Source organism: Saccharibacillus endophyticus, assembly GCF_013185185.1.
Taxonomy (GTDB): Bacteria; Bacillota; Bacilli; order Paenibacillales; family Paenibacillaceae; genus Saccharibacillus; species Saccharibacillus endophyticus.
In genome coordinates this window covers 748,302-773,933 of the sequence record NZ_JAAZWE010000001.1, presented here as the reverse complement: position 1 = coordinate 773,933, position 25,632 = coordinate 748,302, and the positions used below count along the sequence as shown (strand labels likewise).

General features: G+C 50.7%; 23 protein-coding genes. 18 read left to right on the top strand and 5 right to left on the bottom strand.

All coding sequences use genetic code 11. The features are described from left to right. Window positions 1–5: 5 nt before the first annotated feature. The 9 genes from HRQ63_RS03515 to HRQ63_RS03475 all read left to right on the top strand — a co-directional run bounded on the left by HRQ63_RS03515 (window position 6) and on the right by HRQ63_RS03475 (window position 8,942). Entirely contained in the window at window positions 6–971 is a 966-nt protein-coding gene (locus tag HRQ63_RS03515; RefSeq protein ID WP_172239169.1) for an SAF domain-containing protein, read from the top strand. Between the two features lie 12 nt (window positions 972–983). Next, window positions 984–1,655 carry a hypothetical protein gene (locus HRQ63_RS03510; protein WP_172239166.1) on the top strand — a complete coding sequence of 224 codons (672 nt, stop codon included), beginning with the start codon at window positions 984–986 and terminating at the stop codon, window positions 1,653–1,655. A gap of 1 nt (window position 1,656) precedes the next feature. Beyond that, the gene (locus HRQ63_RS03505; RefSeq protein ID WP_172239163.1) at window positions 1,657–2,502 is read left to right on the top strand and encodes a CpaE/TadZ family protein; all 846 of its coding nucleotides are present in this window, start codon (window positions 1,657–1,659) and stop codon (window positions 2,500–2,502) included. 3 nt (window positions 2,503–2,505) lie between these two features. Next, entirely contained in the window at window positions 2,506–4,401 is a 1,896-nt protein-coding gene (locus HRQ63_RS03500) for an ATPase, T2SS/T4P/T4SS family (RefSeq protein WP_172239160.1), read from the top strand. Further along, window positions 4,398–6,476: a hypothetical protein gene (locus tag HRQ63_RS03495; protein WP_172239157.1), complete on the top strand. Its 2,079-nt coding sequence runs from the start codon at window positions 4,398–4,400 to the stop codon at window positions 6,474–6,476. Before HRQ63_RS03500 ends, HRQ63_RS03495 begins: the two co-directional genes overlap by 4 nt. 41 nt (window positions 6,477–6,517) lie before the next feature. Next, complete coding sequence (locus tag HRQ63_RS03490) at window positions 6,518–6,982, top strand: ABC transporter permease (protein ID WP_172239154.1); 465 nt, start codon at window positions 6,518–6,520, stop codon at window positions 6,980–6,982. A gap of 63 nt (window positions 6,983–7,045) precedes the next feature. Next, complete coding sequence (locus HRQ63_RS03485; protein ID WP_172239151.1) at window positions 7,046–7,426, top strand: hypothetical protein; 381 nt, start codon at window positions 7,046–7,048, stop codon at window positions 7,424–7,426. A gap of 3 nt (window positions 7,427–7,429) precedes the next feature. Next, the gene (locus HRQ63_RS03480; RefSeq protein WP_172239148.1) at window positions 7,430–7,981 is read left to right on the top strand and encodes a hypothetical protein; all 552 of its coding nucleotides are present in this window, start codon (window positions 7,430–7,432) and stop codon (window positions 7,979–7,981) included. Next, window positions 7,968–8,942 (top strand): hypothetical protein, encoded by a 975-nt coding sequence (locus tag HRQ63_RS03475; RefSeq protein ID WP_172239145.1) that lies wholly within the window; start codon window positions 7,968–7,970, stop codon window positions 8,940–8,942. The genes HRQ63_RS03480 and HRQ63_RS03475 overlap by 14 nt, the downstream gene beginning before the upstream one ends. 30 nt (window positions 8,943–8,972) lie before the next feature. Here HRQ63_RS03475 and HRQ63_RS03470 read toward each other — a convergent pair whose 3' ends face one another. From HRQ63_RS03470 to HRQ63_RS03460, 3 genes are all read right to left on the bottom strand, one after another. Next, a complete protein-coding gene (locus HRQ63_RS03470) occupies window positions 8,973–9,293 on the bottom strand; it encodes a helix-turn-helix domain-containing protein (RefSeq protein WP_172239142.1) in 321 nt (106 codons plus the stop codon). A gap of 246 nt (window positions 9,294–9,539) precedes the next feature. Continuing rightward, the gene (locus tag HRQ63_RS03465; protein WP_172239139.1) at window positions 9,540–10,181 is read right to left on the bottom strand and encodes a thiamine diphosphokinase; all 642 of its coding nucleotides are present in this window, start codon (window positions 10,179–10,181) and stop codon (window positions 9,540–9,542) included. A 231-nt stretch (window positions 10,182–10,412) separates the two neighbouring features. After that, window positions 10,413–11,138 carry an alpha/beta hydrolase gene (locus tag HRQ63_RS03460; RefSeq protein ID WP_172239136.1) on the bottom strand — a complete coding sequence of 242 codons (726 nt, stop codon included), beginning with the start codon at window positions 11,136–11,138 and terminating at the stop codon, window positions 10,413–10,415. 276 nt (window positions 11,139–11,414) lie between these two features. Between HRQ63_RS03460 and pdhA the strand changes: the two genes are divergently transcribed. The 8 genes from pdhA (at window position 11,415) to HRQ63_RS03420 (ending at window position 22,490) form a co-directional block, all read left to right on the top strand. After that, the gene (gene pdhA, locus HRQ63_RS03455) at window positions 11,415–12,482 is read left to right on the top strand and encodes a pyruvate dehydrogenase (acetyl-transferring) E1 component subunit alpha (protein WP_172239133.1); all 1,068 of its coding nucleotides are present in this window, start codon (window positions 11,415–11,417) and stop codon (window positions 12,480–12,482) included. Window positions 12,483–12,604: 122 nt separating this feature from the next. Then, a complete protein-coding gene (locus HRQ63_RS03450) occupies window positions 12,605–13,582 on the top strand; it encodes an alpha-ketoacid dehydrogenase subunit beta (RefSeq protein ID WP_172239129.1) in 978 nt (325 codons plus the stop codon). Between the two features lie 30 nt (window positions 13,583–13,612). Further along, window positions 13,613–15,295 (top strand): 2-oxo acid dehydrogenase subunit E2, encoded by a 1,683-nt coding sequence (locus HRQ63_RS03445; RefSeq protein ID WP_172239127.1) that lies wholly within the window; start codon window positions 13,613–13,615, stop codon window positions 15,293–15,295. A gap of 3 nt (window positions 15,296–15,298) precedes the next feature. Continuing rightward, a complete protein-coding gene (lpdA, locus tag HRQ63_RS03440) occupies window positions 15,299–16,723 on the top strand; it encodes a dihydrolipoyl dehydrogenase (RefSeq protein WP_172239124.1) in 1,425 nt (474 codons plus the stop codon). 195 nt (window positions 16,724–16,918) lie between these two features. Next, window positions 16,919–17,713 carry a thymidylate synthase gene (gene thyA / locus HRQ63_RS03435; RefSeq protein WP_172239121.1) on the top strand — a complete coding sequence of 265 codons (795 nt, stop codon included), beginning with the start codon at window positions 16,919–16,921 and terminating at the stop codon, window positions 17,711–17,713. Between the two features lie 12 nt (window positions 17,714–17,725). After that, a complete protein-coding gene (locus HRQ63_RS03430) occupies window positions 17,726–18,220 on the top strand; it encodes a dihydrofolate reductase (protein WP_172239118.1) in 495 nt (164 codons plus the stop codon). Window positions 18,221–18,378: 158 nt separating this feature from the next. Further along, the gene (locus tag HRQ63_RS03425) at window positions 18,379–19,866 is read left to right on the top strand and encodes a glutamate synthase subunit beta (protein ID WP_172239115.1); all 1,488 of its coding nucleotides are present in this window, start codon (window positions 18,379–18,381) and stop codon (window positions 19,864–19,866) included. Between the two features lie 341 nt (window positions 19,867–20,207). Then, the gene (locus HRQ63_RS03420) at window positions 20,208–22,490 is read left to right on the top strand and encodes a DNA topoisomerase III (protein ID WP_172239112.1); all 2,283 of its coding nucleotides are present in this window, start codon (window positions 20,208–20,210) and stop codon (window positions 22,488–22,490) included. A gap of 31 nt (window positions 22,491–22,521) precedes the next feature. Here the strand turns inward: HRQ63_RS03420 and HRQ63_RS03415 are convergent, their stop codons facing one another. Both HRQ63_RS03415 and HRQ63_RS03410 read right to left on the bottom strand, forming a co-directional pair. Then, window positions 22,522–23,289, bottom strand: coding sequence for an HAD family hydrolase (locus HRQ63_RS03415; RefSeq protein ID WP_172239109.1), 768 nt, complete (start codon window positions 23,287–23,289; stop codon window positions 22,522–22,524). 60 nt (window positions 23,290–23,349) lie between these two features. Then, window positions 23,350–24,210 (bottom strand): ArsR/SmtB family transcription factor, encoded by an 861-nt coding sequence (locus tag HRQ63_RS03410; RefSeq protein WP_172240563.1) that lies wholly within the window; start codon window positions 24,208–24,210, stop codon window positions 23,350–23,352. 218 nt (window positions 24,211–24,428) lie between these two features. On the opposite strand from HRQ63_RS03410, the gene HRQ63_RS03405 reads away from it, so the two are divergent. Further along, window positions 24,429–25,604, top strand: coding sequence for an MFS transporter (locus tag HRQ63_RS03405; protein ID WP_342355245.1), 1,176 nt, complete (start codon window positions 24,429–24,431; stop codon window positions 25,602–25,604). The last annotated feature ends 28 nt before the right edge of the window (window positions 25,605–25,632 follow it).

Genomic DNA, 25,632 nt, shown 5'->3' with positions numbered 1-25,632 from the left:
CAATCATGTCAAGAATCAGGTTTCGCCAGCGTCAGCGCTTGCTGACTGCGGGGGCGGGAGCAGCGGCAGCGTTATTGATCTGCGCTGCGGCGGGCATTCCTTATATACGCCATATCGAAAAAAATTACGAGGCTGATCGGAGCGGGTATGAACAGCAGATTGCGGAGATGGATGCACAGCGCATTCCGGTCTTTGCGCTGACGCGTAATATCCAAGCCGGCGAAGCAATCGGGGAGGATGATCTAGTCCGGATTGAAGTCGTTAAAACGACAGTTCCGGAAGATATGCCCGCCCGGGAAGATGCGATAGGGCGTTATGCGAAAGTTTCGCTTTCCAAAAACACGCCTGTCAGCGAGTCGATGCTGTACGAAGGCGAAGTGACGCCCAAAGATCTGCGTAACCAAGAGTTTCGTTTGATCGAGCTGCCGAGCCGTCTGCAAGCCGGAGAGTTCGTCGATGTTCGCGTAAAATTCCCGACAGGCGAAGACTTCATCGTATTGTCCAAAAAGCGTACCGAGGATCTGGCTTCCGGAACAATTTGGGTGCAGATGAACGAACGCGAGATTCTGACGATATCGTCGGCTATTGTGGATGCTTATCTGAACGATGCTTCGATCTACGCGGTGACCTATGTTGAGCCGGGGCTTCAACAAGCCGCAACTATTACCTATCCGGCAAATACAAGTGTTCTGGATCTGATTGAAAGCGATCCGAATATCGTCGAACGTGCGAAGACCGAGCTGGAACGCCGGATGCGCGAGAAGCTGGAAAGCGGATTGGATCTGCTGACACCGGAAGATATTCAGAAATATCTGAACGGTAAAGCAAATATGAGCACGATTAATCCCGGTACGCAAAATAACTCGCTGATTCAAGAGCAAAGCGTGGATACCGGAACGACGCAAGAGGCTGAGGCGGCAGAAGGCGAGCCCGTTTTCACGGATAACTCCGATGCTAGCGTAGGCGATTGAGGAGGATAACAGGTGAAACGAGCTATTTTTATCGGTGATCGCGATAAAACGGACTTGCTGTTTTATACAGCCAAAATATTAGCCGAAAGTGGCCTGCGCGTGTTGATTGTCGATGCTACGGCGCTTGGAAGTTACGAATTTTCGTATCCGGCGTTGGATGTTCCGGGCCAACCGCAGGAGTATGACGGATTTGAAGTTTGGATTCCGGCAAGAGGCGAGCAAGCTTTTGCCCATGCGGACTATGATTTTGTTCTGTATGACACGGATGATCCGTTTCGGCTAAGCGAGTTGCCGGAAGCGAAGCAGCGATTCCTTGTATTGGGATGCGAGCAGACCTCGGTTCGCCGAAGCGTTCGACTCTTGGAAAGCTTTTTTACGGAGCGGCCGCCTGCCGAACTATCTGCCTTTCATAAAGTATGGATCGAAGGTGCGCGTGAACCGGGAGAAGCCTACATCAATGAACAATTTGAAGCTTTTCCGATTGATTGGAAAGAAACCTTGGTCTATTACCCGGATGAACGTGATCTTGCGGTCAAAATCGGCAATCAGTATTCCAGCAGCCTGAAACTTAAAGGGGTATCCGCAGAAATGAAAAAGACCGTGCAAGGGATTGCCTCGTTGCTTCTTGAAAATGACGAACGCGAAACGCGCAAATTGTGGAAAAAAGCTGAAAGGAGCAAATGAAATGGGACAAATCGCTTTTTGGAGTATCGGACATGGAACAGGCGTAACTTCTTCTGTTGCCGCAATCGCTTCGATCATCGGCAGCGAGTATCGGATTCGTACGTTAGTCTCTCAGCCTCAAGGGGAAGAATGTACGCTGGAACGAGGCTTTTCCCGCTCGATCAATACATATAGCCGAGACCTGGCTACCGATGCCGGAACCGGACTGGATGCTTTGGTTCGTCTGGCTCGCAGCGGCAAGCTGGAACGGGAAACGGTCAAAAACAACGCGCTTCTGATCGAGCGGGATCGCCTGGATTTGCTCAGCGGCTCGGAACGCATGAATCGGCTGCAATTCGAGAATGCCAGCGGACTTATCGGAAATATTTATGCCAACGCAAGAAACTACTACGACTGCATTTTGCTGGATATCCGTTCGGGGACCGACAGCCCGGCTGCGGCACGGGCGCTTTCGGAAGCGGATCTCGTCGTCGTTTGTCTCACGCAGAATGCCGACATGCTGGAACGTTATTTCAATCGAAACGGCTGGCCCGAAGAGCTTCATGGCAAAAAGCAACTGCTCTTATTCTCGGGTTACGACCCTCGTTCCAAATACAAAGCAGCCAACATTTTGCGGAAGTACGGAAGACGCGAGCCTGCATTGACCGTGCCTTACAGTTCTGACTTTAGAGATGCGATCAATGATGGGGATATCAAAGGTTTTATGGCGCGAAGCCGCTCGGTGGATCGGCGGCATGACAATTATCCGTTCATGTTGGAAGTTCGTCGGACTGCGGAAAAGTTACTGGAAGAGATCGGCATCAACACCAGACTGAAACACGTAGATGCCGCGAAGGGAGCCTCATAAGGCATGGACTGGATTAATTTGCTGCTGATTTGTGTGATTCTCGCCGGGATTTTGTTGTGGCTACTTCTGATGCTTCGTAAAAATCCCATGACGCAAGGAGCACGGGAACTTGAGGCCGAGCTTTTTACGATCGAGGCGCTTCAGTCCTACGCGACGGCGGCCATTAATGAATTCACCAATGCCAATCTGCTGGACCTCGGCTTATCGGCAGAAGAGTTCGAGCGTAGAAGAAATGTCGTGGCTGAACTGAAAAGTTCGCTCAAGATGTGCAATTCCGGCAGCTTGGCGGATAAGACTTACGTCAAATCATTCATTGCCGACTTGCTTCTGCGCGGAGAGGTGATTAACGAATCGACGATTGATCGCGTGCTGCCTTTCGGTGACGAGCGGCTGCTTACGGATCAGGACAAATTTGATATTTTGCTGCACGCCTACAAATTGGAGCATGGCATGCAGGGCTTGAGTCAACTGATCGAAAAGCATCGCTTGGCAGAATTGAAATCCATTATCGAAAACGGCGAGACGGAGTCGTACATCATTACGCCTGAAGAGATTCGCGATATCTATGCTCTTGAAGCACCGAGATTGTCGTTCGATGACAAGCTGCAAATCGTCGTTCAACGTGTGTATCAGCAGTATAAGGGTTTTGGACCCATCGACGAGTTGCGGGATCAGACCATTGACGGCGTCTCGGGCGGGGTCTCCGGCCTGCCTGCCAATATGCAAGAGTTGGAGCATGAAGTTGAATTGATGCGATCCATGCGGGAAAAAGGACCGCACGGCTGCGATAGCATCTGGATTTTTTACCGAGGCAAATCGATTCGTTTGGCATTCCTCGGATTCGGCAGCGATCTGGAGTTGAAGCGAGTCTGTCAGAATATTTACAAATTCGGAAGTCCCGGACAGCTTTCCGAAGCCAAGGCTTATATGGTCAATGAAATGCAGGACGGTTCGCGCGTTGTCGTGGTAAGGCCGCCTTTTTCCGAAAGCTGGGCGTTCTTTGTGCGTAAATTTGATTTGCCGAATCTGAGCTTGGAGCGTTTGCTGGCTTCCGAACAGGTGAAAGGCGCCGAACTGCCGATGAAAATGCTGGATTATCTGATGAAAGGCGCTCAGGTAACGGCCGTGACCGGCGAGCAAGGTTCGGGTAAGACGACGCTGCTTATGGCGATGGTCAAGTCGATCTACGGAACGTTCAATCTGCGGATTCAGGAATTGGCGTTCGAGCTGCATTTGCGCAGGCTTTATCCGGAACGCAATACGCTGGCTTTTCGCGAGACAGACAAAATCAGCGGTCAGGAAGGCTTGGATCTCCAAAAAAAGACCGACGGTACGGTTAACATTCTCGGGGAAGTCGCGACGGATCCCGTTGCGGCCTGGGCTGTTCAGATGTCGCAAGTTGCCAGTAAGTTCACGGTTTTCAGTCATCATGCCAAAACGATGAAAGACCTAGTCTGGTCGCTGCGAAACTCATTGCTTAAGACGGGAACGTTTCAGAACGAACGGATCGCCGAGGAGCAGGTAGCCAGCGTTATTGCGTTCGATGTGCATCTGGAAAAAGAGCGTGACGGTACCCGGTATATCGAACGGTTGACGGAATGCGTCGTGCTGGATCCCGACGAGCAAGGGTTTGCCCAACTTGCAGGAAAGTTGGACGGAGAGTTGGATGAGGCATCGGCGATTAAAGTGTTGGCCCGTGCCAATCTACATTACTATCGACGCTTAACGGGACGTACGTTCGAAGCCAGAAATATCATTGAATTCCGGGATGGTAGGTATGTCCCGGTACATCGTCCTACTTCTCGAAAAGTCGAACTGATGGCAGGCAACATGTCAAGGGAGGACGCCGCTGATTTTCGTGCCTTTCTGGATCGGTACTGGGGGAGTGAGTCGGCATGAGCGTGAAATTGCTGATTATCCTGGCTTCCGCATTGTACGTCGTGCCGATTGTGCTGTGGATTATTCTCCGGCAGCTGCGTAAGAAAAGCGGCGTTCAGGAAGAGACGATCACCAGTTGGATGAACCGCCAGCCCGGGATAAAGAAGGAAAACCCGAAGCTCAATCGCTTCTATCAACGTTCCTATGTTCGTTCCGCGCAAATTCCGATCTTTCGCGGTCAAGTACGTCGAATCCGTCAACGGCTTGCGGTGATCAGTCCATATGATGAACTGACTATTCGCAAAGAAACGATGAAGATCACATATTCGGTTTTACTGATTGTCGTCGGGTTGATCTTGGCTCTTGCATTATTCGGGCGAAGTGTGTCTGTTGTGCTCCTGGGCATGATTGGCTGTCTGGTCTTGAACGGGATGCTTATCGATCTGTTCGTGCATCGCGTAGAGAATCGCTTGTTGAAGGATTTTCGCGACTTTTTGGAGGATAATCGGCATCAATTTCAAGCAACCCGCATGGCAGATGAGGCAATCTATGAAGCCGCGCAGTTATCCGGTCATGACATGAAGCTGCACGGTGAACGGATGCATGGCGTACTGACAGCCAAAGATCCGGATCGCAGCTTGGCGGCCTACTATGAAGTCGCTCCCAATCGTTACTTGAAAGTATTTACCGGCATCGCACGCATGATTATGGAATACGGCGACAAAACGACGGCCAAAGGTTCATTATACCTGAATGCAATCAGCAAATTCGTTCAAGATATTAATTTCGACCTGCTGCGCAGAAACCGTTTGAGTTATCAGCTGAACAGCTTGACGGTCATTGCATTGGCACCGATTTTGTTGTCCTTCCCTCTTCAACGCTGGGCCGAGACGTATTTTCCGGTCATGGGCGAATTTTACGAAGGGCGGATCGGCTTGGCGGCCAAGCTGCTGCTATACGCGGTAGCGATTGCCGCATATGTGCTGATCCGCAAGCTGGCCGAAACGGAAGAGTCTCGGTATACACCGAAGTCGGGCGGCATTCGTTGGGAAAAGAAACTGTATGAATATCGGCCGATTCGTTTTGTCGTTGACCGGTTCGTGCCTCAGAAACATACGAAGGCGCATTACAGTCTATCGCGGCTGATCAAAGAATCCAATTCGCCGCTCATGATTGAATGGTTAACCGTAAGACGTTTGCTGCTGTCGCTGTGTGCTGTCCTTTTTGTCTCGGGTATGTTTGTCTCGGCGCATATCAGTCAGGTCGAACGAATCTGGAATTCGCCAACCTATCTCAAAGGCGGACTGATGTTGGGTCGGATTGATGACGCGGAGCGCCGGGAAGCTGAGGAACGAACTTCTTTCGACAGACGGATCATGCAAGAGATTGATGCAGGTAAGTCCGGTTGGGAAGCTGAGGTACGAAGCCTCGTCAGAGAATCCGCTGCTTCCGCGCTGAGCGATGTTCAACAAAATGAAATGGCAACGCGGATCGTGGAAAAGCTTAGTCAGGCGGACAGCGAGTATCTGAAATGGTGGGAAGTATTGACCGCCGTTGCGGCAGGTATCGGCGTTTACTTTGTTCCGCTGGGAATCATGCAATTTCAACGTCGGATTCGCGGAATGGAAATGCAGAACGAAGTCGATCAATTTCGGATGTTGATCTCGATTCTGAGCCAATTCGACCGGATGAGCGTGCAAAATATTCTGGAATGGATGGAGCGCTTCGGAATCATTTTCAAACCCGCGCTGCAGCGCTGCTTGCTTGATTATGATAGCGGTTCTGCGGCTGCGTTACGACAGTTGAAGACTGAGGCTCCGTTCCCGTCTTTTGTTCGAATGATCGAACGTTTGGAAAATGCGCTGGAGCGTATTTCGATTCAAGAAGCCTTCGACGATTTGGAAATGGAGCAAGAGTATTACCGGGAACAGAAAAAAGAAACGATGGATCGTCTGATCGAAAGCAAAGCGAACTGGGGCAGGGATATAGGATTTGCGCCTGTGATGTTTATGCTTGGTGCTTACATCATCGTTCCGTTCCTGTACGTATCGTTCATGCAGATGAAGGATCTGATTACGCAACTGGGCCAAATTTAAAAACAATCAACCAAAATTCGTTTTAAAGGGGACTATTTATTATGGGAAGCAATGCAACTTCGGGTTTGAAATTGGCAGCAGGAATTTTTCTGACGCTCGCGCTGATCACAACGGTGGTCGTCATTTTCATTTCTTCGCAAGACGCTGCAAAAGAAGGCCAAACTCAATTTTCTACCATTCAGACGCAATTGTCGCAGACTCGCTTCAATATCTATGAGAACACGACGTTGTCCGGTAGCCAAGTTATGAACGCGGTCCGTCAGTATAACAATGAGGCTCAATTTGGCGTGTACGTTCAAACGGGTAAAGGCGGATCGACTTACTACGGCAGCCAGTTCAACCAAACAACCGGAATCATTACAGGGGATACGAATAATACGACGTTGTCGCCAGCCCTGAATGAAGCGGACAACAACTTTATTAACCCATCGGGTAAATTTAAGTCCTCGGTTGTTCGTGACGCTAATAATATGGTTCGCGGTATCGTGTTTACTCAAACGAAATAGAGCAAAGGGACTCAGCAGCCTTCCGGCCTGGTCGGAGGGCTGCTGCCCGGTTGGGAGAACAAAATGAGCAATGCGAGGAGTTTTATGGTACTGGCTGCTGTGTTTTTCCTGTTCATCGGGGCGTGTACATACACGGTGAATGCGATTCAATCGATCGAACACGGAACACGGATCGCTTATGCGTTGAAGACGGATCAAGATCGAAAAGTTAAGGCTGCGCTTGCTGTTCCCGGAGAAGAGACGTATACGGGAGCTGCCATCGTGAACATCATTCGCAGTATTCAAGAAAATGATATGAATGTTGAAGTTAACGGCGTGCTTTATATACGAACAGGAACTTATGAGAACTTTGACCCAAGCCGGGTTGATTTAAGCAAAAAGTACCGAGCGACTTACGAGAGAGACGCCGCCGGAAGTTTAATCAAAATCGTATTTAGGGGCTAAAACATGAAATATGTAACCGGCATATTCGCTGCTCTGTTGGCTGTTTTGCTTTTGTTCATGTACCCATTATATGAGCAAGCCAGAAGTCAGGATAAAATTGCAAACATTGTGATCCAGAGCGCGGCGACGCATTTTATTGATAGTGCGAGAACGAAGGGATATATCACACCGCAAATGTATAAAGAGTTCAACGCTCAACTGGCGGCAACAGGCAATCAGTATGAAGTGGAACTGGAACATTTGCATAAGCAAACCAGTCCGGATTACAGCGATCCCGCTAACCCCGTTACTTTTCAAAATAGCTTCACGACTTACTATTCCGGATTTTACAATCAACAGATCCTTGCCGTATTGTTTCCCGATGGCACGCTGCCTTCGGATGATCCGAGTCGGCGTTATACTATGCAGGTCGGCGATTATATCGGCATTCAGATGACGAATAAAAATCGGACTGCGGCTACGCAATTATGGGATTTTCTAATGAGTGACAATACCCAAGAAAATTCGACGGTTCTGATGAACTACGAAGGAATGGTTCTGCATGAAGATTACTAGTTTTGCGATTATTTTCGTACTGATCTTTTCGCCCTTTTTTCAAATTGCGTCAATGCGCCTGGATGATCTGGATAAAGTCATGCGGCTGACCGATCGGTATAATTTGGTTACGAAAACGGCGATTCAGGATGCGGCATATATGCTGAACGAGACGGTCGATCAGAAGTATGAACCCGGTTACGGATCGAAAAAGTTTTTTCGGGCAAATAAAGAACGCGCTGTAGAGGCTTTCTATCGAACACTGGCTTTGAACTTTAATGTGGACGGCGATGCGGTTGCGATCGGAGCGCTTGCAGGTTACATACCGGCAGTCGCAGTGATCGACTATGACGGTTATTACATTTATGCAACCGAGCAATTTGTGGATTCGGGCGGTCAGGCACAGATGAGGTTGGTATGGTCGCCGAAGAAGCCCTACTCGTACGCGGATACGCAAGGGAATATCGTGAATTTTTCGCTGGATGGATTCGTGAAAACGTATGACCGCAGCTCCTTGCGTTGGGTTCAGGGACAGCGAGCGGAAGTGGTTGCTTCTACGCAAATCCCTTTATTGAGAGACGGTGCGGCTTTCGAGACTATTCGTCGGCAAACCATCATCAATGCGATCCAGAACGACCTTGCTTATGTGATCAATCGACATAATCAATATGCGACGCGCTACGGAATCGATTACCTGTTCACATTGCCGCAAATTTCGCAGGAAGAGTGGGATAACGGGATCGATGATATCGGAATCGTCGCGTTCATTCAGGGAATCCCCGTCGGCGACCAACAGTACAACAACTATTCCTTCGGCGGGGGCATGCTGAAGAAGAAAAAAGTGATCTATGGATCTGTTGATCCGTCTACCGGAATCAGATATTACTCACGCGACCCTGCGCGGCTGCCCGCGAAAGTCGAAGAACGATTCGAGAACGAGAAAGACGCGGCCAGATCCGGCTATTTCCCGGTCCGGAATTAAGCTGTGATCATGATTGATTGGTAGGTAGTGTTAGTTTTTTTTTGAGGAAAAGCTTCTGAGAAGCTCTAACAGATGCTTTTGCTGGGATTCGTTCATTCGGCTGAACAAATCGAGGATTTCGCGTTCTTCTTCTTTTAACGGATGTTCCAGCAGGTCGTCGACGGGCAGCAGTTCGGAAAGGGGGAGACCCAGTGCTCGACTGAGACTGCTCAGTGTATTGAGTCTCGGCGAGCGCCGATTGCATTCAATGTCGCTGATCGAGGATTGGGAGACGTTCGCCCGTTGGGCAAGCTCCACCGAAGATAAATGACGTGCTTTGCGCAAATAGCGCAGTTTGCTTCCGATGTCCATAAAATCCGCCTTTCTCTGACCGAAATAAGTGTCTGGGAATTGAGTCGCCCTATCCAAGAAAACATAAAAGGGTGCCCGCAACTAGACTATATAACGAATGAGTAGCCAAGGTCTACGTATTCTTTTTCTAAACAAATGAAACCTGCCAAGCCTTCTTAAGATGATAAAAGCACCAGCCCCATACCCGCGAACGGGAAAGGCGTGGTGCTTTTTAATTTATGCTTCCAATAGGCGAATGTAGCGCTTTTAATCCCGACTTTGAATGACGAATAATAATCCGCTTTCGATCGATACCGTGCCGGTGGAGCCGGCAAGCTTGTTGCTCACCGCCAGCGATTGTCCTTGTCGAAGCGTGGCATTGGTTAACGGATACTCAAAGCCTTGAAGCGTTACGCCGCTGACCTCCATCGTAGCCGGAATTAGGGATATGTATGTAAATCCGTGATTTTCTACTGTAAGCCGGCTGCTTGTCAGTTGGATGTAATTGTTGGCATCTCGAATCGTGCAGACGACTTGATGGTGCAATGCGCGAATCAATAGCTGGACATTGGCCAGCGTATGATCCATTCGTCCGCCTGTTACGCCCAGCATGACGATTTCCGAGGGACGTTGATCCAAAGCCAATTCAAAAGCAAGCTCGGTGTCCGTATAATTTTTGTCGACCGGATCGCAGGACTCCGTTCTGATGCTGGCTGAACGAATTCGCTCGGCATCTTCTTGGGAGACGGAATCAAAATCTCCTACAGCAATATCTGGCGTTAATCCGTGCTCGATCAATAACAAGGCGCCGCGATCCGCTCCGATGAGCAGATCGCCAGCGCTGATATATTTCAGGTAATCGTCGGTCCATGATCCACCGGAGACGATAACAACTCGTTTGGCAGTCAATACAAACCCTCTTTTCATAAGTAAAGGATGAGGCGTGCCGGTTGCGTAAGCTGAATAAATGCGGAAGGCAACTCGGTATCGCTGCTCTTCAGTATAACGAATCCGCGCGTATACGCAAAGACATCAAATGAAGCGGCAAAAGATACTTTAAATCCGCGCCGGCAGCGAATGCACAATGAATTTAGCAACCGAGTTTGCAAGATTGACAAAAAATTAAGCGTTGCGATTCCTTTAATGGGTTAAAAAATACATGAGTGCGTCCGGAAGTTCTTTCTGCCAAAATCCCCAGAGATGCTTGCCTTCCTTTTCCGCGTAGCGTACGGTTGCGCCGCGGTCTTGCAGCAGATCGCGGGTTCGGCGGTTGAGGTCGACGAAGTCGAAGGTTCCGTGATCCGTCTCGTATTCATCCTCCTGCAACCCTACGATCATGTAGGTGTCGAGCCAACTCAAGTCGGACTCGCGCGCAATGATCTCCTGCGACTCTCCATAATAAGCACCCGAAAGGCTGATAATACGAGGGAACTCGCCCGGATATAACAGGGATAGATGGAGGGACATCGAACCGCCTAATGAATCTCCGGCCAAAATGCGATCATCTTCGCGCGCGCGGTACTTTTGCTCGACGAACGGAATGACTTCTTCCATGATACAGCGCACGTAAGCTTCATGACGATCTCCGAACGGAGCATATTCAGCGGTTCTCTTTTTTACGTCCACTTCGATCCCTACTATAATGAAAGGTTCTACGCCTTCATCCAGAATGAGTTGGTTGGCATAGGTGGCAATCCGACCGAAATTGAAAAACTCTTCACCGTCCTGGCAGTAGACAACAGGATAGCTAAGCACCTCGTTATAGCCGGGTGGCAGATAAATTCGAAGCGTTCTTTCTTCATTTAAAAAACTGCTCGCAATGACTTCTTTCACAATGGTGCGTTTAAGGTAGCGGGAATCTGTCATGGAAGTTCTCTCCTTTTACAAGTTTGATCGCTGGTTTTGCATGCGCTTTACAGGGCAGGCGAGAATGCGGTAAGATTGGATTTGTGCGGACGAAAAGACGCAGAACGTTCGGAAATCCCTTTTTGTTATACTAATATACTAGTCCTGTTATATATACAACACAAGAAATTAATGAACAAATATGCTTAATTTCTTTGACTCGGCTATGCAACAGGTGTATAATAATGATATAACAGAGGGACATGATATTCAAATTTTTTATTGGGGTGAAAAATAATGAGCAAGGTTCCTTATGAAGTGTATACGGAAGACGTTGAAGCTCTTTCCGTTCTTTCGCCGGATGGCGAAATTGTTAACGAAGCATTGATGCCAGAATTGACTGACGACCAACTGAAAGAAGTTATGCGTCGTATGGTCTTTACCCGTACTTGGGATGAAAGAGCAATCAACCTGGGACGTCAAGGACGTCTCGGCTTCTACGCACCGGTTTCCGGTCAAGAAGCAACAATGGTAGGCAGCGAGTTCGCTCTGCAAAAAGAAGATTTCGTTTGCCCGGGTTACCGCGATATTCCGCAACTCGTATGGCACGGTCTTCCATTGTACCAAGCTTTCCTGTATTCCCGCGGTCATCAACACGGCGGACAAATTCCGGAAGGCGTTAACGTTCTGATGCCGCAAATCATCATCGGTGCACAAATCCTGCACGCGATGGGCATCGCTATGGGCTTCAAACTGAAAAAGCAAAAACAAGTCGCGATCACTTATACAGGTGACGGCGGTTCGTCGGAAGGCGACTTCTATGAAGGCCTGAACTACGCAGGCGTGTACAAACTGCCTGTAATCTTCTTCGTGCAAAATAACGGTTATGCGATCACGACCCCGTTCGCGAAGCAAACCGCTGCACTGTCGATCGCTCACAAAGCGGTTGCAGCAGGCATCAAAGGCGTTAAAATCGACGGCATGGACGTATTTGCCGTTATCAAAGCGGTTCAAGACGCTGCCGAGCGCGGACGCAACGGCGAAGGCGCGACATTGATCGAAGCGGTAACTTACCGCTTTAAGCCGCACTCCCTTTCCGACGATACTTCCAAGTACCGTACGAAGGAAGAAGAAGGACAATGGAGCGAGAAAGATCCGATCACTCGTCTTGCGAAATACCTGGAGAAAAAAGGCCTTTGGACTGCGGAAGACACGGAACGCGTAAGAGCAGAAGCCAAAGAAACCGTAGCCGAACAAATCAAAAAGGCAGAGAAAACAGAGAAAATGACTGTTTCCGGCCTGATCGATTCCATGTTCGAACATACACCTAAACACCTGGAAGAGCAAAAAGCGGACTTCCAATAAAAGAATCGGTTCCGGCTGAGTGCCCCGGCGGCACTCAACCGAACCTTTTACCTGCGCATACAAGCTTCAAATGCATATAGAGCGGTATCCATTGAACGTAACGTTAAGGAGGAAATGTAGCAATGGCACAAATGAATATGAAAGAAGCAATCCGCGACGCAATGCGTGTGGAACTCAAGCGTGATCCGAACGTTCTGATCTTCGGTGAAGACGTAGGTAACGTTGGTGGCGTATTCCGTGTAACAGAAGGGCTGCAAAAAGAATTCGGCGAAGAGCGCGTATTCGATACTCCGCTGGCTGAATCCGCAATCGGCGGCATGGCTGTCGGTCTGGGCGTGCAAGGTTTCCGTCCGATCGCCGAAATTCAATTCGTCGGCTTCATCTTCGAAGCTCTTGACCAAATGATCGTTCAAGCGGCACGCATGCGTTACCGTTCGGGCGGTCGCTACAACTCGCCGATCGTTTTCCGTACGCCTTTCGGCGGTGGCGTCAAAGCGGCTGAGCTGCACACGGACGCACTTGAAGGTCTGTTGGTTCAAAGCCCGGGCATTAAAGTTGTCGTTCCTTCGAACCCTTACGATGCAAAAGGTCTGTTGATCTCCGCGATCCGCGATAACGATCCGGTTTTCTTCATGGAACACTTGAACCTGTACCATGCATTCCGTGCTGAAGTGCCGGAAGGCGAGTACACGGTAGAACTGGGTAAAGCCAATGTTGTTCGCGAAGGTTCGGACGTCACGATCCTCACTTACGGCATGTGCGTACACACTTCGGTGAAAGCAGCTGAGCAACTCGAAAAAGAGGGCATTCAAGCTGAAGTCATCGACCTGCGTACCCTGAACCCGCTCGACATCGACACGATCGTGGCTTCGATCAAGAAAACGAACCGCGCGATCGTTGTTCAAGAAGCTCAAAAGACTTCCGGCGTAGCCGCTGAAGTTATTGCGCAAATCAACGAAAAAGCGATTCTTCACCTGGAAGCTCCCGTCCTGCGCGTGACTCCTCCGGATACGGTTTACGCATTTGCGCAAATCGAGGATGCATGGCTGCCAACACCGGAGCGTATTATTACAAGCGTTAAAAAGGTTCTTGAATTTTAATTAGCGATATCCAGAAGGAGGTAATGCAACGTGGCAAAATTTGAATATAAATTCCCAGAGCTCGGCGAAGGCCTGCATGAAGGCGAAATCGTCAAGATGCACATCAAAGCCGGAGACAAAGTCACTGACGACGATATCATCATGGAAGTTCAAAACGATAAAGCGGTCGTTGAAGTACCTTGTCCGGTAAACGGAACGGTTCTCGAAGTTCGCGCGGCAGACGGTGAAACTCACCACGTGGGCGACATCATTGCGATCATCGAAGCTGAAGGCGAACTGCCGGAAGGTTCGGAAAGCGCACCTGAAGCTGACGCTGCCCAAGAAGCGAATGCAGCCGTAGGCGGAGCGGATACAAGCGCTGCTGCTTCCCCTGCAACGGCTGATCCTTCGGCATCGCAAGGCTCTGCTTCCGGCAGCAACAAATTCGCCTACAAGTTCCCGGAACTTGGCGAAGGCCTGCACGAAGGCGAAATCGTTAAGATGCATATCAAAGCCGGAGACAAAGTCACTGACGACGATATCATCATGGAAGTTCAAAACGATAAAGCGGTCGTCGAAGTACCTTGTCCGGTAAACGGAACGGTTCTCGAAGTTCGCGTAGCCGACGGTGAAACTCACCACGTAGGCGACATCGTTGCGATCATCGAAGTGGAAGGCGAACTGCCTGAAGGTTCGGAAACGATCGAAGAATCCGCTCCGGCGGCCGAAGCGAAAGCTCCGGTATCGGCTCCTGCAGCCGCTTCGACTTCGGGAGCTCCGAACCGCGAAGTTCTGGCAACGCCAAGCGTACGCAAATTCGCTCGCGAAGAAGGCGTAGAACTGGGCCAAGTACAAGGTACGGGCAAAAACGGCAAAATCTCGCGTGAAGACGTAGAGAACTTCAAGAAAAACGGCGGCCAAGCACCAGCGGCGGCATCGGCTCCAGCCGCTGCGGCAAGCGAAGCTCCCGCAGCAGCGAAAGCAGAAGCTCCTGCAAAAGCAGCAGCAGCGCCTACAGCTGTTCCGGCAGCGGCCGACGAAGAGCGCGTGCCGTTTAAAGGTATCCGCAAAGCGATTTCGAATGCGATGGTTAAATCGGCTTATACAGCTCCGCACGTTACAATCATGGACGAAGTCGATGTAACCGAACTGGTTGCTTTCCGTACTCGCATGAAACCATTGGCCGAGAAGAAAGGCGTTAAGGTTACTTACCTGCCATTCATCGTAAAAGCCCTGGTTGCCGCAGTTCGCGAATTCCCGGCTTTGAACGCTTCGATCGACGAAGCTGCCAACGAGATCGTTTACAAGAAACACTACGATATCGGTATTGCAACAGACACCGAAAACGGTCTGATCGTGCCTGTTATCAAAGACGCCGACCGCAAGAGCGTATTCAAGATTGCCGAGTCGATCAGCGATCTGGCAAAACGCGGTCGCGAAGGCAAGCTTGCCCCGAACGAGATGAGAGGCAGCACGATCTCCATCACGAACATCGGTTCCGCGGGCGGCATGTTCTTCACGCCGATCATTAACTATCCGGAAGTTGCAATTCTCGGAACCGGCCGTATCAGCGAAAAAGCCATCGTAAGAAACGGCGAAATCGTAGCTGCTCCAATGATGGCTCTGTCCTTGAGCTTCGACCACCGTCTGATCGACGGCGCGACTGCGCAAAACTGCATGAACTATCTTAAATCCCTTCTCGCTAATCCCGAGTTGATGGTAATGGAGGTATAAACAATGGTAGTAGGAGACGCTTCCCTGGATATTGACACATTGGTAATCGGTGCGGGACCCGGCGGCTATGTAGCCGCTATCCGTGCCGCTCAACTGGGACAAAAGGTTCTGATCGTGGACAAAGCCGAGCTCGGCGGTGTCTGCCTCAACCGTGGTTGTATCCCTTCCAAAGCTCTGATCTCGGCTGCGCACAGCTATGAAAATGCGCTGCACGGCGATGCTTTCGGCGTAACGGCAACCGACGTTAAAGTCGACTTCGCTAAAACTCAAGAGTTCAAAAACGGCGTCGTCAAAAAAATGACGAACGGCGTAAGCGGATTGCTCAAAGGCAATAACGTTGAAGTCTTCAACGGCGAGTGCATGTTCATCAACCAAAACGAAGCACGCGTATTCAACGATCACGAATCGCCGCGCTACCGTTTCAAGAACTGCATCATCGCTACGGGCTCCCGTCCGATCGAACTGAAGCCTTTCCCGTTCGGCGGACGCATTCTGTCTTCGACAGAAGCGTTGAACCTGCCTGAAATTCCGAAAAGCCTCGTCGTAATCGGCGGCGGTTATATCGGTGCCGAGCTGGGTCAAATGTACGCGAAGTTCGGAACGAAAGTTACGATCATCGAAGGTTTGGACAGCGTGCTGCCAGGCTTCGACAAAGATATGACGAACCTCGTTTCGAAAACCATGAAGAAAAACGGCATCGAGATCCATGCGAATGCCAAAGCTGAAAGTGCAACGCAAACAGACAAAGACGTTACCGTGAAATTCTCCGTTGGGGGAGAGTCGCAAGAAATCACGGCTGACTACCTGCTCGTAACGGTTGGACGTCGTCCGAACACCGATGGCGAACTGGGTCTGGACCTGATTGAACTTGAACTCGACGAGCGCGGTCTGATCAAAGTCGATCAGCAAGGCCGTACCAACATCCCGCACATCTTCGCGATCGGCGATATCGTACCGGGCCTGGCATTGGCTCACAAAGCTTCGTACGAAGGTAAAGTCGCGGCTGAAGCGATCGCCGGACATTCGTCCGTGGTCGACTACAAGTGCATGCCGGCTGTAGTCTTCACGGATCCGGAATGCTCGAGCGTAGGCCTGACTGAAAAAGAAGCAAAAGAAAAAGGCTTCAACGTTGTTGCCGGCAAGTTCAGCTATGGCGGTAACGGTCGTGCCGTATCCTTGAACCACCCTGAAGGCTTCGTGAAAATCGTGGCTGAAGAAAGCACCGGCGTCGTGCTGGGCAGCCAAATCGTAGGTCTTGAAGCGACAAACATGATCGCTGAGATGGGTCTGGCTGTGGAAATGGGCGCAACTCTTGAAGATCTGGCTCTGACTATTCACGCTCACCCGACACTGGGCGAAATCGTGATGGAAGCGGCTGAACTGGTTCTGGGTAACCCGATCCACGCTATCGCTCCTAAAAAACGCTAAGAAATCAAAACGGAGAATTCATTGCGTTACCGCAAATGATTTTCGTGGATGATTTTAACCGAAACGGACGCCTTTCATAGGCGTCCGTTTTGTTATGTGCATATTATTCGGTTTCGTAAATTTTCAAGCCTGTTCAAGCTGGCGGCAAGCATGATAAACTAAAAAAACGAATAAGTGAGAACAGAGGTGGATGTTTTGCGTAAATATTTGGATTTGCTGCAGGATATTTTGGATAACGGTACGCAGCGCGGAGATCGGACGGGAACAGGAACGGTTTCGGTGTTCGGACGACAATTACATTTTGATTTGGCAGAAGGGTTTCCGCTTCTTACGACCAAGAAGCTTCATTTAAAGTCGATTGTGCATGAACTGCTATGGTTCCTAAAAGGCGACACCAATGTAGGCTATCTGCAAGAGAACGGCGTCCGCATCTGGAATGAATGGGCGGACGAGAACGGAGAACTGGGACCGGTCTACGGTTCGCAGTGGCGTGCCTGGGAAGCGCCGGACGGCCGTAAGATCGATCAAATCTCGCAGCTAATCGACTCCATCAAAAACAATCCGGATTCGCGCCGACACATCGTCAGTGCGTGGAACGTGGCCGAGATCGATAACATGAAGCTGCCTCCATGCCATTTGCTGTTCCAGTTTTACGTAGCTGACGGCAAGTTGTCCTGCATGCTCACCATGCGTTCGGTCGATACTTTCCTGGGTCTGCCGTTCAACATTGCCAGCTACGCATTGCTTACGCATATGATTGCGCAGCAATGCGATCTGGAAGTCGGTGAATTTGTATGGTCCGGCGGCGACGTGCATATCTATTCGAATCATATCGAGCAGGTAAAAACTCAGCTGGAACGCGAACCGGGCGAACTTCCGCAGCTGCGCATTCTGCGCAAACCGGAATCCATTTTCGACTATGCGTACGAGGATTTTGAATTTATCGATTATAATCCGCAGCCGGGAATCAAAGCACCGATTGCCGTATAGGAGGGTTCAACAATGCCGATCATTACGCTGATTTGGGCGCAAGGAGAAAACGGGGTTATTGGTCGGGATAATGCGCTGCCCTGGCGCATTCCCGCCGACATGGCCTATTTTAGGCGCGAAACCGTAGGCAAAACCGTGGTGATGGGGCGCAAAACTTGGGAGTCGTTCGGGTCCAAGCCGCTCAAAGATCGCAAGAACATCGTGTTGACACGCGATGTTTCTTATACGGCTGACGGCGCGGATGTCGTCCATTCGATCGAAGATGCTTTATCTGCTGCTGACGGTGAAGAAGTTATGATCATCGGAGGTTCGGAGATCTATGCCTTATCGCTTCCGATTGCCGATCGTTTGCGCGTAACTCGAGTGCGAGAAAGCTTTGAAGGAGATGCGGTGTTCCCGACTGTAGATTGGTCATCGTGGCTGCTGGTTTCTTCGGAAGAAGGAATCCGTGATGAAAAAAACGTCTACCGTTACGAATTCGAAGTCTATGAACGTCCCAAAAATTAGCGTTGAATCAAAATGCGCCGTATTCAGAAAATGCAAATTAAATTCCGTATAATCTATTTCAAACGATAAATGAAAGATGATATTATAGGTGAAATATATCGCTTGTGATCAAATAGAGAACAAAAATCGAGAATTTATGCGGATGGGGGAAACGTTCGATGTCTACACCTACTGGATTTATGGAATATAAACGGCAACTGCCGGCGGATCGCAGTCCGCTCGAGCGCGTGAAAGATTGGGAAGAATTCCATAAACATATGTCGGAAGAAGAATTGCGTACGCAGGGAGCCAGATGTATGGACTGCGGCACGCCATACTGCCATGTGGGCGTTAACATGACCGGCGGCACTTCCGGGTGTCCGGTGCACAACTTGATCCCGGAATGGAACAACCTCGTTTACCGCGGATTGTGGAGAGAGGCGCTCGACCGTTTGCACAAAACGAACAACTTCCCGGAATTCACCGGCAGAATCTGTCCGGCTCCTTGCGAAGGTTCCTGCACGGTCGGTCTGATCGGCCAACCGGTTACGATCAAGACCATCGAAGAAGCGATTATCGAGAAGGGCTTTGCGGAAGGTTGGGTGCAGCCTGAACCTCCGAAAAACCGTACGGGGAAAAAGGTAGCGGTTGTCGGTTCGGGTCCCGCGGGTTTGGCCTGCGCGGCGCAGCTTAATAAAGCCGGCCACTGCGTAACGGTATACGAGCGTTCCGACCGTGTCGGAGGCTTGCTGACTTACGGTATTCCGTCCATGAAGCTGGAAAAGGATATCGTACAGCGGCGCGTCGATTTGCTTGCTGCGGAAGGCATCACCTTCATCACTTCGACCGAGATCGGCAAAGACATTCCGGCTCAGCAATTGACGGAAGAATTCGATGCGGTTGTATTGTGCGGCGGAGCAACCAAGCCGCGCGAGTTCAATATCGAAGGCAGCCACCTCAAAGGCGTGACTTATGCGATGGACTTCCTGAACGGTACGATCAAAAGCTATCTCGATTCCAATCTCCAAGACGGAAACTACATCTCGGCAGCGGGAAAAGACGTTATCGTGATCGGAGGCGGCGACACGGGTTCCGACTGCGTGGCGACATCCCTGCGTCACGGCTGCAGCAGCATTACTCAATTCGGCACGCACAAAAAAGCGCCGCTTGAGCGCGATATGCTCGCTAACCCGTGGCCGCAATTCCCGAACGTGTACACGCTCGATTATGCGCAGGAAGAAGCTAAAGCAATCTTCGGCGATGATCCGCGCGAGTTCTCGATCATGACAACGAAATTCGTCGGTGATGAAGAAGGCAATCTCAAGGAACTTCATACGGTGCAAATCCAGCGTACGGTTGATGAGACTGGACGTAAAGTATATGCTCCAATGGAAGGCACCGAGCGTGTATTCCCGGCACAAATGGCACTGATCGCGATCGGTTTCGACGGACCGGAGCAAACGTTGGCCGAGCAATTGGGATTGCAGACGGATCGTTGGACAAACGTAAAAGCGAAGTACGGCGAATACAAAACGAACTCGGAAAAAGTTTTTGCTGCCGGCGACATGCGTCGCGGACAAAGCTTGGTGGTTTGGGCGATCAACGAAGGCCGCGAAGCGGCACGCGAAGTAGATAAGTTCCTGATGGGGGCTACTGTACTCGTTTAATGGTAAACGGTTTGACTATGATAGGTTAACAATCTTTTCTTGATAGGGTCGCTCTTTAATGAGTGGCCTTTTTTATTACTTACTTGTATTTTATAGTCATATTATATTACACGATAAGCAATAAAGATAGATATTTTTTAGTTTTTTATGATACATGTAATATTAAATAACACTATACTATCTTTATTAAGTCATGCAGCGTTTCGTTTTGCCTTATAGCGAAAAGTGCGCCTCCGTGCTAAAATAAGAGTTCGGATATTCGTTCGAAGAAACGTGGCTAAAAAGGTCGGGAGGAGCACTCTCGGCCTTTTGCTTGCTGTATTCCACAGGAGGAGATTAATTTGCAGCTGATTATTGCGGAGAAGCCTGACCAAGGAGCGAAGCTGGCTGCGCCGTTCAAACATAAAAAGACGCAAGGGTATATTCAGATCGACAAATGCTCTGCGTTTCCGGACGGTGCTTATGTCAGTTGGGCGGTCGGGCATATTTGCGAGCTTGTGCCGCCGGAGGAATACGATCCGGCCTACAAGCGCTGGAGTCTGGACAGTCTGCCGATTTTGCCCGGTAAATTCAAGCATCGCATTACACCGAACAAAGCCAAACAGTTCAATCTGCTAAACGACCTGCTGAAGCGCCCTGAAGTCAAAGAAATCATTATCGCAAGCGATGCCGGGCGCGAAGGCGAATATATCGTGCGCATTATCATTCAGCTTAGCGGCGTAAAAAAACCGATGAAGCGTCTGTGGATCTCGTCGCTCACGCCGCGCGCGGTCGAGCAGGGCTTTGCCAACCTCAAAGAAGAGATCGAGACGCGCAATCTCTACTACGAGGCGGTCAGCCGCTCTTGCGCGGATTGGCTGGTCGGAATGAACGGTTCGCGGGTATATTCCTTGCTGTTCCAACGTCGCGGCGTCCAGGGTGTTTTTTCGACGGGGAGAGTGCAAAGCCCGACGCTTGCGTTGATCGTGGCTCGCGAGAAAGAAATTTCCAATTTTAAGCCTGAGCCGTTCTGGGAGGTCAAAGCCAAATTTGCGTTCGATGGTGCAGAGTATGAAGGAACCTGGTTCAAAGGCGAAGAAAACCGTCTGAAAACGCCGGAGGAAGCCGCAGAGATCCGAGCGCGCTGCGAAGGCAAAGACGCCGTCGTCGATTCGATCGAGACGGAGCGTAAAGAGTTCCAGCCGCCGCAGTTGTTCTCGCTCTCGTCGCTGCAAGCTTCGGCCAACCAGATTTTTAAATACTCGCCTCAGGATACGCTCAGCGCGCTGCAGCAGCTGTATCTCGACGGTTATATCTCTTACCCGCGTTCCGACTCGTCGTATGTAACCGATGAAGAGGCCAAGCAATTTCCCGATATTTTGAAAAAGCTGGCGGGGTTTCAGGAACTGAGTCCTTTTCTTCCCGCGCCCAAATCGACGCTGCTCGGCAACAAACGTTACGTGAACGCAGCCAAAGTCGGCGATCACTACGCGATCATTCCGACGGAACAGGTGCCGACGCCGGGCAAGCTGCAAGGCATGAACCTGAATCTGTACCTGCTCATTGCCAAACGGTTGATTGCCGCGCACGAAGAGAAGGCGATCATCGACTATACGAACTTGGTGACGCTGGTCGACGGACGCGATCCGTTCATGACCAAAGGCAAGGTAATCGTGCAAGAAGGCTGGCGCAAAGTGCTTTACGATAACTCGCCGAAAAAGAAAGCGAAAACCTCTGCTAAAGAAGAAGACCAGAGCGGGAAAGAGGAAGACGACGAGGACATGTCCGTGCTTCCTCCCGTCAAAGAAGGCGATACGGGCAAGGTGGCGGATGTTCAGGTCAAAGAAGGCAAAACGCAACCGCCGAAGCGCTATACGGAAGGCCAACTGATCACGCTGATGAAAACGGCCGGAAAACATCTGGACAACGCCGAATTGGAAAAGGTGCTTCAACGCACGGAAGGTCTCGGCACGGAAGCGACTCGGGCAGGCATTATCGGCGGACTGAAAGACCGTCAATATATCGAAGTTCGTAAAAATATGGTCTACGCGACGAATAAGGGGACCGTGTTGATCGAAGCCTTGGGCGAAAGCATATTGGCTTCGGCGGAGATGACGGCCAAGTGGGAGCAGCGTCTGGGAGAGATCGGTCAAGGCCAGGAGTCGCCGAAAGCATTCATGGAGCAGGCTCAACGGCTGGCGCAAAAGATTGTAGCCGATGCGGTCGCCGCGGAAAAAGGCTGGACTTTCACCGTCGAACTGCCAAGCGGCGAACAGCGTCCGGCATACGGGAAAACAGGCGGCGGTCAGCAAACCGGAGAGCCGGGAAGAGGCGGCGCCGGTTCCCCCGAGCTCGGCTCATGTCCGATTTGCGGCAAGCCGGTCGTGGATAAAAAGAAGCTGTACGGCTGCACCGGTTATCCGGCCTGCATGTTCACCATTTCAAAAAAAATTCTGGGTAAAGCCATATCGGAAAGTCAGGTCAAACGTCTGCTCGATAAAGGTCAGACGCTTACGCTCAAAGGCTTCAAAAAAGGCGAGCGAACCTTCGATGCCGCGCTGTCCTGGAATGCCGAGCAGAAGAAACTCGATTTCCTGTTTGCGGATCGCGTCGAGAAGACGGAGCAGGCCAAGCCGCGTGCGTAACCGTTCCTTTTTCACGCAAAAAAACGGGCCCTTAGGAAAGGGTCCGTTTTTGGAAAGGGGATCGCGCGAAGCGGCTAATCAGATCGGGCACTTCAGGAAGTTTGGAGATCGTATGCAGCGTTCCTTTCGAAGTTCCGTCCAGGTCGATCATATTGTAGGCCCATTCGCGTTCCTGCTTCAGATACACCGCATTGATGTCGGCGCTAAGCGCAGGAGCGATATCCGTTCGGAGCGAATTGCCGATCATCCAGGTGGATTCCCGAGGCAGCACTTTTTTTTGTAAAATGCCTTCGAGCGCCTGGACGTTTTTGTGTTGGCGAATAAAGATATCCGAGCCGAAATACGTACTCAGCTTCATTTGGTCGATTTTGCGCTGCTGGATTTGATCTTCGCCGCCGGTATACAGGTACAGACCGTGTCCTTCGCCGCGAAGCCGTTCCAGCGTCTCGACCATTCCGGGGTAAGCTTCAACCTCTTGGTCGTACACGCTAAGACCGAGCTTCATGAGCTGCGCTTCTTCGGCGTCACTGCCGATTCTCTGATAAGCGGCGTTGAAATGGCGGTAGGTCGCGATCAGCGATTCCGGGAAATGATGGCTGGCAAAGCCCACGACGTGAACGCCGGCGATATCGATTTCCAGCTGCTTTTGGCGAACTTGTTCGGCTTCCAATCCATAGGCGGAAAACCAGCGAACCATCCGGTCGAGAAATTCGTCCAGAATTTGATCGAAGTATCGGTTGCAATAAACCAGCGTATCGTCCAAGTCAAAAATCAAGTGTTGTTTGCAGGGGCCCGTCATGGGATGTTCACTCCTTCAAATCTCCCGACAGGGCTCGGTTCAATGATTCGACGAAACCGGTTAGATCCGAAGATACGATTCCAGAAACATTTGCAATTCCGATGCCCCGTCGGGACGTATGCTGAATTTTTCGTTCGATTGCTCGCCGATATGCGTACGAAGCAATCCGGCGGTGCGAAGCAGTACCATATGGTGCTTGAGCGCTTCGGCGGGTTGTCCGAGATCCCGTTCCATTTCCTGAAGCGAGCGCGGCTGATCCGCAACGTAGCGCAGCAGCTTCAACCGATCCGGCATAGCCAGTGCGCGCGTCATGCGAAGAAGCACGGTCGGAGGTTCGTCTTCTTCCGCTTCCGGCACATCCACCGGATACTGGATGAGAAGGACATTCTCATAGAAGCAGTACGTATTCATCGGTCGATTATGCACGGTAGGGAAAAGGATAACCGTCTTCAGATCGAGGGGCGTCTCCACCACGAGGCCGCCCGATGCATACTCCACAAGGGCGTTAGCATCCATTTTGAGCAGCAGTTCGCGTTTCTCGGCCGCATCTTCTTCGATGAGAGGAAGGATGGAATCCTGGATATTTTTGAAGTAATAAGTATACCATGATTTCAGCAACGGCGTGTAGTCGCGTTGAATCCGGTACAATTCTTCGTTGGTCAGCAGCGGAAGCTGCGGGGAGATTCGTTCCAATAAGCGTTCAGCCGGTTCCGCAAGCAATCGGTCCAGGAAAGCCGGAATATCTTCGCCTGCTTCGCGTTCGATAACCAGAGCATACAAGGCGTCGAAATCCAAAAACGGCCATTCCGCCGCTTCTTCGAATCGCCGGCGCATCTCAGGCGGCATCCCTGCTTCGGCTTCCGTTGACCACTCTGAGCCGATATCGAGATTCTGAAGCCATTTTTTTGTAATATGTACCATAAAACTGCCGAGAAGCTCATAAATCTCGGATACGTCGATTTTGACTTCGTAATTATTCAAATCATGACCTCCTATGCCGTTGACCGCGTTCAAAAATAGATTGACGTTCGAAATGAGTCTTTTGCATTTATTATGTATGGTTTCACCTTGACTTGTCTACTACTACCTTTAACGTTGACAAGGTACTACGATTACGAAGGAAAGAAAGGAATGATTTATTGGCTTCCCGATCTGCATTTTCTTATTACATACTGCTCGGCATCGTCGTCATGGCCGGGCTGAGTCAGGGACTATTGCTGCCGCTGCTGTCTATTTTGTTGGAGCAGCAAGGCGTTTCCGCATCCGTTAACGGCTTGAATTCAGCGGCTTTGTATATCGGATCATTCGCAATGACGCTTGTGGCCGAAAGATTGGTCGGGGTTGTCGGGTTTAAAAAGCTGCTGATCGGCGGTTTGTTGATGGTGATGATCGCGCTGCCGCTGTTTCCGCTGATCCCGAGCATCGGCGTATGGTTCGTTCTGCGTCTGATCGTCGGGGCAGGCGATAGCGCTTTAAATTACGTGGCGCAATTATGGGTACTGTTAGTGACGCCGGCAGAGAATCGCGGGCGGAACTTATCTCTTTACGGCATGTCCTACGGGATCGGATTCAGTATCGGTCCGCTCGGAATCGGTCTGGTCGATTACGGGGACTATGTTCCTTTTGTCTCGTTGGCCGTGCTCTTTTTGGTGGTGTTTATTTTTGTGCTGCGCTATTTGCCCGAATACAAGCCGGAACGCGATTTGCAGGAACAAAAAGGATTTGCGCGCTTCCCGCGGATTTACCGGTATGCCTGGTTCGCGCTGATTCCGGCCTTCCTGTACGGGTATATGGAGGCATCGCTCAACGGGAACTTCCCGGTATACGGGCTGCGCATCGGTTTGGTCAAAGAAGATATCGCCTTGCTTCTTTTATGTATCGGGATCGGCGGGTTAATCCTGCAATTGCCGCTCGGGATGTTAAGCGACCGCTTCGGGCGACGTCCGATCTTGATCACGGCGGGAATCTACGGAGGATTGTTGTTCGCGCTCGTGCCGTTCGCCGGAACGCATTTGTGGGCCAATATGGCGTTATTCCTTGTGGCGGGGGGGCTTGTCGGTTCGTTTTACTCGTTGGGAATGGCTTATGCGGCTGATTTGCTGCCCAGGGCATTGATTCCGTCCGCTAACGTTGTCGCTTCCTTCCACTTCAGTCTCGGCAGCATGGTGGGACCGGGAATCGGGGGATTCGGCATGCAGCACGGCTCGCCGTTTCTGCTCTTTTGGATCATGGGCGGCGCCTATGTGCTCTTTGGCATGTTGGGATTCTTTTTCCGGGGCAAATCATTGAAAAATATCGAGAAAAAGGCCGCCTGACGTGGCAATGAATGAACGTTTCGGGGTA

Excerpts from the sequence above, each read along its gene's own strand:
- HRQ63_RS03515 (WP_172239169.1), top strand. The coding sequence starts at position 6 with ATGTCAAGAATCAGGTTTCGCCAGCGTCAGCGCTTGCTGACTGCGGGG.
- HRQ63_RS03505 (WP_172239163.1), top strand. The coding sequence starts at position 1,657 with ATGGGACAAATCGCTTTTTGGAGTATCGGACATGGAACAGGCGTAACT.
- HRQ63_RS03500 (WP_172239160.1), top strand. The coding sequence starts at position 2,506 with ATGGACTGGATTAATTTGCTGCTGATTTGTGTGATTCTCGCCGGGATT.
- HRQ63_RS03495 (WP_172239157.1), top strand. The coding sequence starts at position 4,398 with ATGAGCGTGAAATTGCTGATTATCCTGGCTTCCGCATTGTACGTCGTG.
- HRQ63_RS03490 (WP_172239154.1), top strand. The coding sequence starts at position 6,518 with ATGGGAAGCAATGCAACTTCGGGTTTGAAATTGGCAGCAGGAATTTTT.
- HRQ63_RS03485 (WP_172239151.1), top strand. The coding sequence starts at position 7,046 with ATGAGCAATGCGAGGAGTTTTATGGTACTGGCTGCTGTGTTTTTCCTG.
- HRQ63_RS03480 (WP_172239148.1), top strand. The coding sequence starts at position 7,430 with ATGAAATATGTAACCGGCATATTCGCTGCTCTGTTGGCTGTTTTGCTT.
- HRQ63_RS03475 (WP_172239145.1), top strand. The coding sequence starts at position 7,968 with ATGAAGATTACTAGTTTTGCGATTATTTTCGTACTGATCTTTTCGCCC.
- HRQ63_RS03470 (WP_172239142.1), bottom strand. The coding sequence starts at position 9,293 with ATGGACATCGGAAGCAAACTGCGCTATTTGCGCAAAGCACGTCATTTA.
- HRQ63_RS03460 (WP_172239136.1), bottom strand. The coding sequence starts at position 11,138 with ATGACAGATTCCCGCTACCTTAAACGCACCATTGTGAAAGAAGTCATT.
- pdhA (WP_172239133.1), top strand. The coding sequence starts at position 11,415 with ATGAGCAAGGTTCCTTATGAAGTGTATACGGAAGACGTTGAAGCTCTT.
- HRQ63_RS03450 (WP_172239129.1), top strand. The coding sequence starts at position 12,605 with ATGGCACAAATGAATATGAAAGAAGCAATCCGCGACGCAATGCGTGTG.
- lpdA (WP_172239124.1), top strand. The coding sequence starts at position 15,299 with ATGGTAGTAGGAGACGCTTCCCTGGATATTGACACATTGGTAATCGGT.
- HRQ63_RS03430 (WP_172239118.1), top strand. The coding sequence starts at position 17,726 with ATGCCGATCATTACGCTGATTTGGGCGCAAGGAGAAAACGGGGTTATT.
- HRQ63_RS03425 (WP_172239115.1), top strand. The coding sequence starts at position 18,379 with ATGTCTACACCTACTGGATTTATGGAATATAAACGGCAACTGCCGGCG.
- HRQ63_RS03415 (WP_172239109.1), bottom strand. The coding sequence starts at position 23,289 with ATGACGGGCCCCTGCAAACAACACTTGATTTTTGACTTGGACGATACG.
- HRQ63_RS03410 (WP_172240563.1), bottom strand. The coding sequence starts at position 24,210 with ATGGTACATATTACAAAAAAATGGCTTCAGAATCTCGATATCGGCTCA.